The organism is Hafnia alvei (assembly GCF_034424155.1).
Classification (GTDB): domain Bacteria; phylum Pseudomonadota; class Gammaproteobacteria; order Enterobacterales; family Enterobacteriaceae; genus Hafnia; species Hafnia alvei.
This window is the reverse complement of the sequence record NZ_CP139992.1, coordinates 1,735,051-1,748,715: the sequence shown is the minus strand read 5'-3', so window position 1 is coordinate 1,748,715 and position 13,665 is coordinate 1,735,051. Positions and strand designations below refer to the sequence as shown.

Sequence of the window (13,665 nt, the reverse complement as noted above, 5' to 3'; positions counted from 1 at the left end):
TCCCGTATCTACACTCAATAAAATATCCGATTGATTCTCATTGCTATCTCAGGTTTAATCCGTACAATCCGCGCCTGACAATATCCATTTGAATCACTTAAACGCATTAGCGATCCACTGGTATTGTCACTGCGCCGGAGTCTTGCATACGGACCGGCGCAAACCTAATTACTCTTCTGCAATTTCTTCTCGTGCCATTTCTTCTTGCGCTGCTTTTTGAGCTTGATTCCAGATCGAATCCTGTGGCATTTCTACGCGAACGGAAAGGAATTGGTCAGACGGTATATCAATAGGATCGCTTTCCTCATATCCATCCTTGATGTTTCTGGCAAATTCAGGCGCATCCGGGTATGTACGGTGATAGGTTTTAACAATAATAGAACCGTCGGCTTCAACCTCATAATCCAACCAAATTAAGCGCTGGCCATTGCGGTCTTTTGGGATTTCAAAACCACCATCGATACCGCCCCATGCTTTATCTGAGTGCGGGCCGAGAATATTGCTTATGCGATAAACACCAACACCCTCGCGGGTCACCTGCGCACCTTCTGATTCATTATTTGTTTCAAACTTCCCATCACTGAAGATTTTAATAACAGGCGATGCTTTTTTAATGAACCCATTTGAATCAACTGTTGTTGTCCTAGTGCACCATAAATACTCAGTTCTCAAGTACCATGCCGCATCAACCGAATTGTATCCTGGATATCTATAACCTGCTTTTGTAGCTCCCATGAACCACTGACATGATGCGGATATACCCGAGTCATCAGGCCACCCTCTCACTGTTAATAGAGAAATGACTCCCGACTGATCGGTGCCGTTCGCCCCACTCTGAACACCTGCGCTGATGCCCAACGGCCAGTTATGTATATTTGCGTACCCGACGATAGAGCGACTGTCATAAACCGCTTGAGGAACGAACTCGCCGGGGATATATGAACCAGTCGTCGTTAGAAACCTTGAATTACTTTTCAGCCCTAGGCCACCTAACAACTTCATACCTGGAGTTTTCTCGCCAGTCCCTCCCTGCTCAATGCTGAGTGCAGTTTTTAGCCCGGAGATGCTTGTAATATCGCTGTTATCACCTGCATTGGCTTTTTTATCTAAATCATTTGATAGCTTAGTAAAACTTTTGATCGTTACTTTAGTGCCATCCGGCGCAGTAAGTGCAATATCGCCCGTTCCGGTCATAATTTGCTGCCAGCCGTCCATTTGCGCTTGATAGTATCCAAGCGTCGCCGCGAGTTGATTAGACCATGCCGCTGTACTTGCCGACTCTGCCACCAGGATCGAATACTTGGAATTAGTAAACGCTTTATAGATTGGCTGGACCAGCTCTATCGACGTATCGCTAATGACACGCTTAACCTGATAGACGCCATCAACCCCTGCATTAGACGATACAAACAGCACGGAGCCATTCGTAATGCCGATCTTCGCATCGCTCCATTTTGTGCCGGTGCCGGTAATAGTGGTTGCATTCAATGCGCCCGTGATCGTGCCTGTCGCGTATAAAGACATAATATTTGCTCCAATAAAAAACCCGCACTAGGCGGGTTATTAAGATTTAATCCATGTAAGCTGTTTCGATATAAACCTGATAATCGAGCCGGGGTGTAAGCGATGTATCCCAAGACCACGCACCGGAGCCACCGAAGTTTCCAAAAGCCTGCGCACGCAAGCCATCAGAAAAACCGGTAATCACGCTAAACGCATTACCACCGTTACGCTTTATCGTTCCGGTGATTGATGGGCAAACGGCTATCGAACGGCCTGCCACAATACTAGTATTTGGCGTTGCATGGGCATCTGTAATGGCGACGGTTCGAATAAATAGAGGGTTATCCAGCGATGACCACTCAACGGCGCCAGCCTCATTTCTAATGACTGCCCCATACTCTGGCGCAATGCCGGTAGTCCCAACCCCCATCAGGTATACAATCGCGGGTTTACTGACAGCAGCACCTGACGGCGGCGGCGCAAGTATGAGCCCTACCTGAGAGCCAGAAACAGAGGCTAGCAAAGCCACATTCGCTTCATATCCGCCCTCGATTCGAACAAAAGGGATCGTAGTTTGGGGATTTGGAATGTTAATGATTAACGGGCTTTGCCCTGCCGGAGGCACAATGACACGTTGGCGAGAAATCAGCGAAAAATTGCGCAGAGTTGTATCGTATATTGTCCTGCCCTTATCATTTTTCAGTTCAACGTAAAATGGCATAAACTATTTCTCCACCAAGCAAATAAAGATATACCCCGATGAAGAAGCATCGGAAGCAATGCTTGTCCATGAAATTGTATTTCCGCTTATTTTGGGATGAATATATGCGCCTATCGCACCACCGGAGCCTGACACGGCATAAGTTAAGCTATATACATTCAAATCTACGCTTGGATAGCTTTTGCTCCCATTTCTATTTGCACTAGTGATCATAATGCTATCGAGAAAAAAAGAGCGCCCATCGATGGCGCTCGTTTCAATCCCTTTTTCGTTGTAAACAAAAACACCATAACTTCCCATTAAGGTTTATACCCCGCTGCAAAACGTCTAACGCCATTTGGGTCATATACACCAATACCATTAGAATCAAACACGGAGCGACCACCGCCCGGTAACGCCGAGTTCATTTCTAACACGCCATTCTTATCGATGCGCCAGCCAGCCTTGCCCGCAACATAATTGTTTGACTGAATATAGCTACCGATTTTGGCGTTAGTAATAGATGCATCTTGGATGAGCGCGGAAACAATGAAGGTTTGCGAACCTTGAACAAAAAACGGCAACGTATAGCCGTTAGTAGCCGGATTTAACACAGCGAATTGATCAGCACTGGCTAAAATACGTGTGCTCACTGCTCCAGCGGCGTTAACCTCAGCCCCGACAGACAAACCGGCTGCATAATACTTCCCTTTATACGTGATACCGGCACCCATGCTGTAAACGGAACTACCCGTTCCATCTTTTTTAAAGATAGTTTGGCCGCGAACTTGAATAGCAGCCGTGTTTTCTCCGACCGTCGATGTTAAGCCGGTTATTTTTTCCGATAAGACTTTATCACTATCCGCAACGGTTTTTTCTAAGGCAGTGATATTGCTATTAGTGGTATCAGTTTTAGAATTAAGTTGGGTAATCTTTTGCGCTGTAGCTTCATTATCTTTTGCTACGGTTTCGCGGAACTCTGTTAAATCTGAGCTGGTTTTATCCGTCTGCGTTTTTAACTGAGTAACTGCCGTTGCTCTTGCCTCTGTTTCATCCGCGACAAGTTGCTGGGTTTCGATTATTTCCGCTTTACGGTCGCCGTTCTGCACCATCCAGCGGCGCACATCGGCATCATTTGCCAGCGCATTCTGTATTGCAGCATCGGCTGCGGATTGAAGCTGAGCATTCGAATCGACTAGGTTTTTGTCGATCTCTTTGAATACATCGGACTCCTCAATGCCTTTTTTAACTTCATCTGCGATCCATTCAACATCGGTGCTTGACTCACCAAGAACCCAATCAATCCAGTCCCCCTGATTCCCCGTCTTATCAACCAATCGAGCGCGATAGAAGAAAGACTGTCCTGCTTTCAGGCCCATCTGCTGATAGCTGCGCTGAGGATACGGAATATCAGATAGAAGCATGGCTCCGTCTTCAGCGTTTTTATCGTTGTACTGAATCTCAGTTTTAAGCGTATCTTCCGCTCCTTCAGGAAAATTCCACGAAAGCTGTATGCCAAAAACTAGCGGATCAGTTTTGAAACCAACCGGCTGCGGTGGCTTCCCTTCTTTACCCTTAAGTTCAGTTTCTAACGAGCTAGCCCATAGCGATGAAATATCACTGGCGTTGATAGCACGAACGCGCACAAAATAACGACCTGCGTAAATACCGGGAACCTCGAAACCCAGTGCCGACGTGCGCGGGACTGATACCCAGTTACCGTTATCTTTTCGCCACTCAGCCTCATAAGCGATCGCATTCTTCACCGCGTTCCACGTTGCGCGCATCGTGGTAACGGCTATTCCCTGATTGATGCTTGAGTAGCTGGTAATAAGAACATTTTCTGGCGCAACCTGAACACCCGGTGGAATAACAGAAATGGGGCGATCGTCTATACGTGCGCCGGTATCAATCCGCGAATACTTGTCCGGGTCATGGTAAGCCCCAACGATGGTGTAGGTGTTGTTGTTGTTGTCTGCCACACTCACAACGCGGTAGAGCTGCACAGCGAGTTCATCAGCATCAACTGCCCATACTGATTCGGCCTGCGGAGTTTCACTATAGCTCGTTGTCACCGTAACAAGGCGACCATTTAACGACTGCACCGTTCTGGCCTGACTGATACCAGAAGGTAAATTAACGATCAGACGGTCGCCGCTCTTAATATCTGGCTCGCGGTCGAGGCGAACATTTCGTCCTTCAACGCTGCTAATGCGGCCTCCCATAACGCGCCCTGAGAGCATCTGATCGGCAACGCCAATAATATGCCCCGGAAACGGGATTAAACCATCGAGTCCTACGGAAAACTCAACCGTTCGATCTTGGCTATTACTCAATAATGCCCAGCGGCCACGGCGATTAGCTTCGCTTTGACGCGTACAACCGATGGCAGTGATCTCCGTCTGGTTCACCCCGTAGCGGCGTACTAATGCATTTTCGAACACCGACTCGACAGCATCGGCATAATGATTGGCTGGGTCTGACCATCCCACCATGGCGGTGGTGTACCGTGTGCGTTCGCTCGATGCTGAGTAGGCAAACTTCCCATTGATAACATTGGCTCGCGTGTAGGTGTAATCCAAGTCTCGCGGCATATCTGCCAGTGTCACAATCTGATTTTGCCCGTAACAGGTCATACCGCGGAATATCGCGGCAAAGTCCGTCAGAACGGTCCACGCATCTTCACGCGACTGAATGTACACATCACACTTAAAGCGCGGCTCCATTCCTCCACCGCCACGACCATCGGGCACCAGTTGATCACAATACTGCGCGATACGATAAAGCTCCGATTCATCCACCTGCGTGGAGTCAATACGTTGGCCTAAACCGTAACGATCAGAGATCAGGATGTCATAGAACACCCATGCAGGGTTATCAGTCCATGCCCACTTGAACCCGCCCGTCCAGACACCAGAATATTGCCGCGTGACCGGATCATAATTATCCGGCACTCTGACGATCATCATCTTTGGTCGGCATGTCACTTTAGGGATGTTTTGAAACTGCTTGGCGTTAAATTCCACATAGAGCAGCGCTGTGTTTGGATAGCGTAATTTGGCATCGATAACTTCAGTGTAAGCCTCAACATTCATCGTGTCGGCAATACGACCGCTATTAGCGTTGGCGGTGAGACGGCGAACACGCAACTGCCAGCCGGTTGTCGCTGTGGGTAAGTCAATACGGTGGCTGCGCTCATAAAGCGTTGTCGTTTTGCCATCAACGGCAGATTTAAGCACCTCACGATATGCGCCACCGTCCGTGGCTACATCGATAGCGTATTCAATTTTATAGCCGTTCACATCACCATTATCTTTTTGCTGCTGTAATGCAGGCCAGCCGAACCGCAAACGCACTGCCGATAGCTGGGTATTGTTAACCGCACGCACCCACGGAGCTGAACTTTTAAGTTCGGTACCGATGGTGATTTCATTCTCAACAGCAGGGACACCTTTGATATATTCCTGCGATTGGGTGCCGGGGCGAAACTCCCAGCTTACCCCCTCGAAATTCGAGCTACCGTCCTCATTAGTGAGCGGCGTTCCATCTAGGAAAATATTGGTACCATCAAGGCCACCAGCCCATTCTCCCTCACCCAGCGCGAGCAATATTTTGGCAATGGCCATCGACTGGATGCTATCGGGTGATTCAACAGGCGTATGCCCACTACCACCGCCACCTTTATGGCCTTTAATCTCGTTTATCATATTTCACCCATAAAAAACCGCTAGGCACGGCTACTGTTTAGATATCAGGATTCAATTAACACTCTGTCTTGGGTAAGGTGGTTGCTCAGCCCGGTCGAGTATTGGCATGTTCAGATAAGCAAACCGGGGAGAGTTATTGACTTCTGAAAGGGAATTGTGATGCTTATAAACTTTGACCCATTGAGAGAATCTGAAAATGACAGGCGCTCTCATCCGTGGAAGAAAACATCTTATGAAGAAAGAGCAGGGTTTTATTCAAATTTTATCAAGAATCCTGAACTGATAACTGAGGTTCTAGAAGACTTTAAACCTCATGAAAGTCAAAAGGCCGTACAAACATTTTATGAATTTATCAAATGGATAAATGGTTCAGCATCGGCCTTCGAAACAAATGACTGTGCAATGAGGGAGGGCGTTATAAACAATGTTGACTCACTATTTAAATACACCCATAAAATTGATGGTCGAGTTGAATTTTTTCTGCGCGACCATCCACTCAACTGCAATAAAGATGTGATAACTTGGATCATGAGAATGTCATCGTTTTATTTGCAAGTAGAAAGGCCCGACTTCCTCAATAGCTTCATTGATATTCAGATTGCGCCTACAGATTTCATTAGTCTCCCGGCTGACCAGAGAGAGGGTTACCGAATTAGACTGGTTTTCAATACATATGGGAATGGAGATTCTGAGACCTGGAGTGCGCTCAATACCACGTTTGAAAGCATTTTCAAAGCCATCAAAAGGCTGAACAAGGCTCTTACTGAAGGGAGTAGCCCCACCTTCCCGTAGAGGAAGCTGTTCGATGATATCAAATAAATTCATATTGCCTCCATAGGCCGCCAAGTCGGCCTTTAGTTAATCTGTTTATTGCTGGTCTTCGGTATATATCCCAGCGGAAATAACTGCACCGCCGATCTCCCGTTCACCATAACCGATGGCAACCGGATTGCCCTGAGCGGTACTGTTAACAGGCCCCCCAAATGCATAGCTGGGTTTGTTGTCCGGATCTTGCCGCATTCGAATACCAGCTTGTTGGGGGGATAGCATTTGGACTACACCGCCGAGCGCCATAGATGCGCCTGTTAGAGCCAAAGCACCGCCCCACACCCCCGTGCTTGCAAAAGCGCCAGCCAGTGTTCCGCCACTAAAAAATGTTGCAGCACCTATTAGCGCTACACCAAGAATTGTTTGAAAGAGTCCTGCGCGCTTACTCCCTATAATTACAGGCACAAGATGTATGTCATCTGTACCTTTAGTTAGTTCTAGTTCATCCTCTTTGATATTTCTTTTTCCAACAAACACCGCAAAGGTTAACCCACGCTTATGCGCTGCCAGCATATAATGCTCAAAATTGGGTAACAGATTTTTTGCTGCGCTGATCATCTTTGTAGCACTATGTGCTCGATATTTAAAGTCACGCCCAAATTCATTAATTAAACATCCATGGAATATTAATTTACGTATTTTAACATCAACAAACATTGAACCCTCCAATATAAAAGCCAGCTAAGTAGCTGGCCTTTATATTATGCTATGTGATAAGAAAGTAATTATTATCAATTAAAGAGAATTTTTTCTTTCTCCATCTATTTCAGATTGGCAGGTATTATCATTATTAAACACATATTGAAGAAGAATATAACCTGAAGATTCAGTCTGGGCTCTTGCCTCTAGCCATATAGTGCTAAGGCTATTTTTCTTCATGGCATCATGATCGCTGTTCCACTTTGCAGATAAGAACCTTTCCTGTTTGATGAGTCCCATCATCCAATCATTTGGGTTTTTCCAAATTGATCCAGATAACAAAATATCTGTTTCTTCACCATTACCATATAAAGAATCGAGAGATTTTTTTAAATCGTCAAATGTTGATTGAAGTTTAAGACCATAACTGTCGGTATCTATATTTTTTCCTATGGCTCTAATTTGACAAAGTCCTGCCGTAGGCGATATGAGTAATCCATAGGATGTAAAGTCGCTATTTTCTTTAGGAAGTGAGCTAGTTATATAGAGATTAATATTTCCTTCAACAGGCTCAATAGAGCGACCTATCATGTCTTCAATGTTCTTTTTTGTTAACCCCTCTTGTAAACCAAATGGGCCGCTTAGGGCTGGAAGTATGGATTTCTTTTCCTCTTGATGAGTCGGTTTAATTTCATCAGTCGGTGGGGTCCGATTGACGACTGGAGATATTCCTACTTCTGGTAACCCATATTTAGCAAAAAGATAACGCTGTTCAAGCACTGCCAATGTCTGTTCTTGAGTTGCAATCGCAGCTAGTTTCATAGAAAGAACAAGCCCGCCTGCATATTTTTCCGCATCACTTTTCGCCTCGAGAATTTGACCTTTTAACGTATTAATTTCCTTTTCCAACGAAGAGGCTAATTCCATATCAGGCTTAAACCCACTGACATCAATCTTTATTTTTGCACCAGACTCTATAGCGTTGACTCTTTGTTCTAGCAAAGCTTTATTTGTTTTCAGCACCTCTAGCCTAGCTCTAACTAGAGATTTTATTAAACCACCAGAATATTGTTCGTCGAGATCTATGGCTGAGGATATTTCAACATCTGTCTTTGACATCTCAACTTTAAGAGCCTCTACTTGCTTGATTTGCTCTGGAGACAGGTCTTTTGGTCCACATCCAGTTAAGAGAGCAACTGATATCACACCGGCAACTATTGATTTCATCATATCCCTATCCAAAATAATTATATTTTCTTAATAATATTACCATTTTGTTATCCATTCACAATGGGTACTATCTGTACGTTCGATACCCCAACTCTTATGCTTTACGACTTTAAAGCTCGGAAAGCCTGACTATCTTCACAGTTCGATCTTTCCAGTATCCCCCGTAGGGAACACGCTGACTCAACATGTTGTACATATGATGCAATAGCATCCCATCATCTAGCAGAATACCGGCATGATTCGCGACCGGCGCGGAGACTTGCATTATCACCATATCGCCAGATTGGGGTTGGCCGCTAAACTCACGAAAACCGCATTCGTACCAATTATCCAGATAGAGATTTTCACGGCCTGACTCCCACCACGGATAATCAACGCGGTAATCATTAAGCACAATGCCATGCGTTTGCCGGAAGTAACTCATAACCAGCCCCCAGCAATCGGTATGCCCCAGCACAAAAGCGCGCCCCACCAGCGGCAATTCCCCACGCGGTATCACGGTGCGCAAGTCGCCCTCCGGATAACTCACGATATGCCACGGTATTGCCATCGCATCACACTGCGCCTTATCCAGCTCACTCGGCTGCGTGGTGGCATCAGGATGACTGTGAACAATCCCCGTTACGGTTCCCCATTCTTCTGCTGCAATATAATCCTCCGGAGATAAATGAAACTGTTCCGTGGGATTTTCCGCGATATTACGGCAGGGGAAGTAGCGTTCCACACGTGATTTTTGCGCCACCACGCCGCAGCATTCAGCCGGATAAACCTCTGCGGCATGGGCCACAATAGCCTGTATCGTTTTCTCTCTCATACTATTGCCTTATCAGTGCTGCACCCGGAAAACCGCCAAACGGCACCGGGTTGTTTTCACCAAAGCGCTTTTGACAATCGCTGAGTAACCCACCGCACTTATCCTGACTCGGATCATCAACCGGCTGCCCATTCTCATCAAAGTAGCGCGTCCCCGCGTAATCACACCCTTTACCCGTTCGGTACCAACCGCGTGAGCACCATGTACACAACGAATGGATCTGGCGCGTCGGTATTTGCAGGCCACGTAAATCAGCAGGGCTCGCCAGCTCAAACTCAACGGTTTCATCGTTTTCGAGCGACTTACGGTCAATATAGTAAACCTGCTTTTTTTCCTGCTCGGGATCGGCGGTAGGATTGCCTTCGGGGAAATTCTCAGCATCGAGGTAGTGAACCATCGTGTCATGGATCGTCACTTTAGCCTGTGCCATATCATCAAAGCGCAGACATAACGCCGTGATAAGCCCATCAATATTGGACACGCTCAGCGTCGGCTGCGCGGCCTGTCCATCCGTGGACATTTCCAGCCCCTCAACCTGCACCGCCCATGGGCCATACTCATTCCCCTGCCACCAGATAGATTTCGCGGGCAGCTTGTTTTCATCACCACCGGCTGCGATGAGCTCTTTTTCTGTGTAGGGAAGCGTACAACTGTGAAACCGCAACACATCGGCACCAAAGGCCGAACCATCAACCTCAAACAGCCGGACTTTATCGCCCGGCTCTAATTTCTGAATATCTGCGTTAATCATGGATGAAATGCCTGTATGAAAGTGGCGGAAAGCGAGTAGTTGCCGCCGCCGAGCGCGTTCGGCTTGTACTGCTCACAGCGGTAAAGCCCCAAGGGAGATAACGGCGGCTTCCATTGGAAAGAGGTTCTACCGGCATGCCGATCGAGGAACGCCGCGATCGCCGTGATATAAGCCTCACTTCCCACAAAATTAAGATCCCAATTCTGGGCGCGAAAATTAATCCCATCCCCCGCCACCTGTGCGTACCCGTCCCCGAACTGCGCTTTACGTATTCGGAAAGTTGCATCCGCTGCCGCGTTGGTGCGTGGGCTCCACTGAAATGTTTCGATAGCCATCAGCGCCCCTTTATCGCTCGTTGAATGGTTCCACCCGGCCGCAGGTCCCGATCGCGCAACGTGCGGTATCGCTGATCGACATAACGACCAATATCGGCACCAAACTGCTCATAGCCCACAGAGGCTTGGGTCGCCGTATTCCCTGAGCTATCGATGTGGATAGTGACCTGCGGCGCGGCACTCACTGCCTGCTGATTTGCCCCAACCATGCGAACACCGAGCGAACCATCAGCGCCACGCTTGAGCGGCATAATGGCTTCCGGCCCCGCCTCCCCCATCAGCCCCGCCCCTTTTGCAAAAGCAAACGTAGTCGGACGATCGACAATTTGCCCACTAAAGGCACTCAGTGACGGCGACGCATATACGCCCCCCCTAGCATTGGGAACATAGTTTTGCCAGCCAGTCCCCATTCCCATATCGCCCGTGGCACCACCGGAGCCGCTCGCCGCGCCACCGGCTGCTGCACCTGCGGCACTCATACCAATACCAAACAGGGATGAAAGCAGGCTGGATGCCGCCATGCGGGTCTGAATTTTGATGAGGTCAGCGATAACCGACGTGGCGAAGCTGCTGAAATTAAACTTCCCCGTCGTGGCAAAGGTCGCGACACCATCAGCCATGGCATCAAAACTACTGACAGCCAAATCACGCATCTGCGCATACGCATTTTTGGAGGTCGTTACCCAATCGGATACCCCTTTGCGGAATCCCAACGAATAGCTGCCCTCCGCTTTAGCGCGTTCATCTGCACTGCTACGGACAATCTCGAGCTGCTTTTGCTGCTCACTGGCTAAAAATGCTGTCTGCTGGGTGTAAAGGGCTGAGTTTTTATCTGTCACTTCCTGCTCTAGCTGCACGCGGCGCTGGGTAAAATCCTCACGGATCTTTTGCTCCTCGAGCATCTGTTCATAGGCAGGCTGAGATAAACTCATTTCTGCCAATTTGTTGGATTGCTCAAGCTGGAGCGAAGCCGTTTGCTTAACGGCGTCCCGAGTTTGTTCCTGCAACTTCACGGCAAGTTGGCGCTGCTGGTTGGCTTTTTCCAGCGAGACGTTTTCTTGCAGTTGTGCGCTGAGTTGATCTTTCATCGCTAGCACACTTTTCTGGCCAGCAGTCAATTGCTTGCCTTGATAGCTTGCAATCTCTTGCTTAAAGGCCACCAGCTTGCGCTCAGAATCCGTGAGCTTGTCGGCTTCTGACTGCTGGCTGCGTAATACAGCAGCTTGTTCTTGGAGTTGTTGGAGGCGTTTTGCTCCCTCGTTTTCACTAAACGCTTTGGGTTTCACACCATACTGTTTGTTAATCCCACGTAACGCTTGCTGATATTCATCAGCCGTCAATTTCCCCGCTTTATAACGAGCGGTGACTTCTGTGGTAAGTCGTGCCTGTTCTTTACGGGGATTAGCGCCCGCCTTGATTGCAGCTGAAATTTCATTCTCAGTTTTGAGTTGTGCTCGTGCATCAGCCTGCGCTTTCTGTGCCTGTGCTTGCCGCTCTTCTGCCTGTTTTTTTGCTTCCTGAGCAGGTTTATCCGACACATCTATTTTTACACCGGCAGCAGCGGCTTGTGCCTGAGCGGTCGCTAATCGAGCCTGACTGATGATGCTAAATGCACCTGATACGCTGGTTTTCAGGGACTTCCATGCGCCCTCGAGCGCGCCTACATCATTTTCTTGCGCTTTGACCTTTTGGTTAGCGTCTTCAAGAACCGCTTTTTGTAAGAGTCCGCTAGCTTCGGTTTCTTTACCTTGGCGGCTTAACGTAGCGATTTGCTCAATTAAGGTGCTATTGAAAATAACACCCTGATCGGTCAAGTCTGACATGGCTTTAAGAGGGTCATTACGCAGGCTTGTCAGCCGATTCACTAATTCGTCTGAACTGGCGCCCATTTCCTCTAAGCGCGTTCCCAGCGTCGCAACCTGATCGAGCATGTCCCCCGCAAATCCCGCACTCACTGCCGCCGATACCGCTTTAACTGCGCCTTGCGTTCCCCCTAAACGATCGGTTAACAGGCGTAGTTGGTTAATGGTCAATCCTGCCGTGTTACCACTCTTCAATAAGGCATTATTAAATGACTGCGTCTCAGCTTCAGTGCGTTGATACGCGGTATACAGAGCGGTGGCCGCCGACACTGCGACCATAATCCCCAGCCCAACAGGGCCACCGAGCAAGCTCATTGCGCTACGCATTAATCCGGTACTGACCGCCGCCGCGCGCGCAGAAAACGAGACTTTCTGGTTAGCCACACTTATCTGATTGAGCGAACTCAGAAGTTGCGTTTTCCCCGCGGCCTCACTGACATCGGCTGCCAAGACCGCCTTCGACGCCGTAGCCATTTGTTGTTTGGCCTTCGCCTCGGCAAGATCCGCCTCTCTGACCTGCCGATTGATTTTGACGTACTCATCCTGATAGCTAACCGCAAGGCCGTATTGCTGGTTAACCTGTGTCTGAGCGGCATAAAACCGCGCTAACTCCTGCGCCTGCTCGCGGGATGCCTGCGCACTTTCGCGACTCCGTTTCGCCGTGGCCATCTGCGCTTGCGCTTGCGTTCGCGCCGCTTGTGCGTTTTCAATCTGCTTGCTGGCAGCCTCGGCGCTGGCCTGCGCGGAGACCCGCGCCAGTTCACGCTGAGAATCCCAGCTAACAGACAGCTTATCGAACCCGGTGAGCGTTCGCTCAATGCTCGGGATCAAGGCATTGGCGAGCGTACCTGCAGCAACGTTGCTCCCCGATGCAAAACTGCTCACGATAGTACGGATCTGCTCAAATCCGCCGCCTGATTGACTCAGCGCATCAGATAATGAGCGAATTTGAACGCCGGTATTACGCGCCTGCGCGCCGGTTTGTGCCAATACTACGCTGGTTTTAGCCGACTCTTGCTGCGCCTTGGCGGTGAAACTTTTCGACGCGGTTTCTGCGCTGCGGTATGCGTCCACAATCTGCGACTTAAATCCTGCCGAGTTGAGGTGGAGCGCGACCGCTAAACTGGCAACATCACTCATAGATTTAATTTCCTCATGACATCCGCACACTGCGCCTCAACGTCACTTTTCAGTAACGCAGGTAAAGGGGGATCGGTATCGGTGTGTGGGTTTTCTGGCGGGGCAGGGTCGTCAAGTGCAAAGAACGCACGCCAATGTTGCAAAATGCTGGCAGGC

Annotated in this window: 11 protein-coding genes; 1 reads left to right on the top strand and 10 read right to left on the bottom strand. The window is 48.7% G+C overall.

The window, feature by feature from the left end; translation table 11 throughout:
* Window positions 1-168 precede the first annotated feature (168 nt).
* From U0008_RS08195 to U0008_RS08180, 4 genes are read right to left on the bottom strand one after another with little or no spacing between them, the layout of a single operon-like run.
* Window positions 169-1,524: a phage tail fiber protein gene (locus tag U0008_RS08195; protein ID WP_151200905.1), complete on the bottom strand. Its 1,356-nt coding sequence runs from the start codon at window positions 1,522-1,524 to the stop codon at window positions 169-171.
* Window positions 1,525-1,570: 46 nt separating this feature from the next.
* Entirely contained in the window at window positions 1,571-2,224 is a 654-nt protein-coding gene (locus U0008_RS08190) for a hypothetical protein (protein WP_043495707.1), read from the bottom strand.
* A 3-nt stretch (window positions 2,225-2,227) separates the two neighbouring features.
* On the bottom strand, window positions 2,228-2,524 hold the full coding sequence (locus U0008_RS08185; protein ID WP_043495705.1) for a hypothetical protein: 297 nt from the start codon (window positions 2,522-2,524) through the stop codon (window positions 2,228-2,230).
* The gene (locus tag U0008_RS08180; protein ID WP_327058443.1) at window positions 2,524-5,910 is read right to left on the bottom strand and encodes a TipJ family phage tail tip protein; all 3,387 of its coding nucleotides are present in this window, start codon (window positions 5,908-5,910) and stop codon (window positions 2,524-2,526) included. The genes U0008_RS08185 and U0008_RS08180 overlap by 1 nt, the downstream gene beginning before the upstream one ends.
* 159 nt (window positions 5,911-6,069) lie before the next feature.
* On the opposite strand from U0008_RS08180, the gene U0008_RS08175 reads away from it, so the two are divergent.
* Complete coding sequence (locus U0008_RS08175; protein ID WP_004092181.1) at window positions 6,070-6,702, top strand: hypothetical protein; 633 nt, start codon at window positions 6,070-6,072, stop codon at window positions 6,700-6,702.
* Between the two features lie 75 nt (window positions 6,703-6,777).
* Here the strand turns inward: U0008_RS08175 and U0008_RS08170 are convergent, their stop codons facing one another.
* The 6 genes from U0008_RS08170 to U0008_RS08145 all read right to left on the bottom strand — a co-directional run bounded on the left by U0008_RS08170 (window position 6,778) and on the right by U0008_RS08145 (window position 13,509).
* Window positions 6,778-7,395, bottom strand: coding sequence for a tail assembly protein (locus U0008_RS08170; RefSeq protein ID WP_051874109.1), 618 nt, complete (start codon window positions 7,393-7,395; stop codon window positions 6,778-6,780).
* Between the two features lie 78 nt (window positions 7,396-7,473).
* Entirely contained in the window at window positions 7,474-8,607 is a 1,134-nt protein-coding gene (locus U0008_RS08165) for a hypothetical protein (protein WP_043492476.1), read from the bottom strand.
* 109 nt (window positions 8,608-8,716) lie between these two features.
* Complete coding sequence (locus tag U0008_RS08160) at window positions 8,717-9,421, bottom strand: C40 family peptidase (RefSeq protein ID WP_043492474.1); 705 nt, start codon at window positions 9,419-9,421, stop codon at window positions 8,717-8,719.
* Window position 9,422: 1 nt separating this feature from the next.
* Window positions 9,423-10,172 (bottom strand): phage minor tail protein L, encoded by a 750-nt coding sequence (locus U0008_RS08155; RefSeq protein ID WP_043492472.1) that lies wholly within the window; start codon window positions 10,170-10,172, stop codon window positions 9,423-9,425.
* Window positions 10,169-10,507, bottom strand: coding sequence for a phage tail protein (locus U0008_RS08150; RefSeq protein WP_043492470.1), 339 nt, complete (start codon window positions 10,505-10,507; stop codon window positions 10,169-10,171). Before U0008_RS08150 ends, U0008_RS08155 begins: the two co-directional genes overlap by 4 nt.
* The gene (locus tag U0008_RS08145; RefSeq protein WP_051874108.1) at window positions 10,507-13,509 is read right to left on the bottom strand and encodes a phage tail tape measure protein; all 3,003 of its coding nucleotides are present in this window, start codon (window positions 13,507-13,509) and stop codon (window positions 10,507-10,509) included. The genes U0008_RS08150 and U0008_RS08145 overlap by 1 nt, the downstream gene beginning before the upstream one ends.
* Between the last annotated feature and the right edge of the window lie 156 nt (window positions 13,510-13,665).

Bases quoted from the DNA above. Each gene is read 5' to 3' on its own strand.
- U0008_RS08155 (WP_043492472.1), bottom strand. From the start codon at position 10,172: ATGATTAACGCAGATATTCAGAAATTAGAGCCGGGCGATAAAGTCCGG.
- U0008_RS08175 (WP_004092181.1), top strand. From the start codon at position 6,070: ATGCTTATAAACTTTGACCCATTGAGAGAATCTGAAAATGACAGGCGC.
- U0008_RS08185 (WP_043495705.1), bottom strand. From the start codon at position 2,524: ATGGGAAGTTATGGTGTTTTTGTTTACAACGAAAAAGGGATTGAAACG.
- U0008_RS08145 (WP_051874108.1), bottom strand. From the start codon at position 13,509: ATGAGTGATGTTGCCAGTTTAGCGGTCGCGCTCCACCTCAACTCGGCA.
- U0008_RS08190 (WP_043495707.1), bottom strand. From the start codon at position 2,224: ATGCCATTTTACGTTGAACTGAAAAATGATAAGGGCAGGACAATATAC.
- U0008_RS08150 (WP_043492470.1), bottom strand. From the start codon at position 10,507: ATGGCTATCGAAACATTTCAGTGGAGCCCACGCACCAACGCGGCAGCG.
- U0008_RS08195 (WP_151200905.1), bottom strand. From the start codon at position 1,524: ATGTCTTTATACGCGACAGGCACGATCACGGGCGCATTGAATGCAACC.
- U0008_RS08170 (WP_051874109.1), bottom strand. From the start codon at position 7,395: ATGTTTGTTGATGTTAAAATACGTAAATTAATATTCCATGGATGTTTA.
- U0008_RS08160 (WP_043492474.1), bottom strand. From the start codon at position 9,421: ATGAGAGAGAAAACGATACAGGCTATTGTGGCCCATGCCGCAGAGGTT.
- U0008_RS08180 (WP_327058443.1), bottom strand. From the start codon at position 5,910: ATGATAAACGAGATTAAAGGCCATAAAGGTGGCGGTGGTAGTGGGCAT.
- U0008_RS08165 (WP_043492476.1), bottom strand. From the start codon at position 8,607: ATGATGAAATCAATAGTTGCCGGTGTGATATCAGTTGCTCTCTTAACT.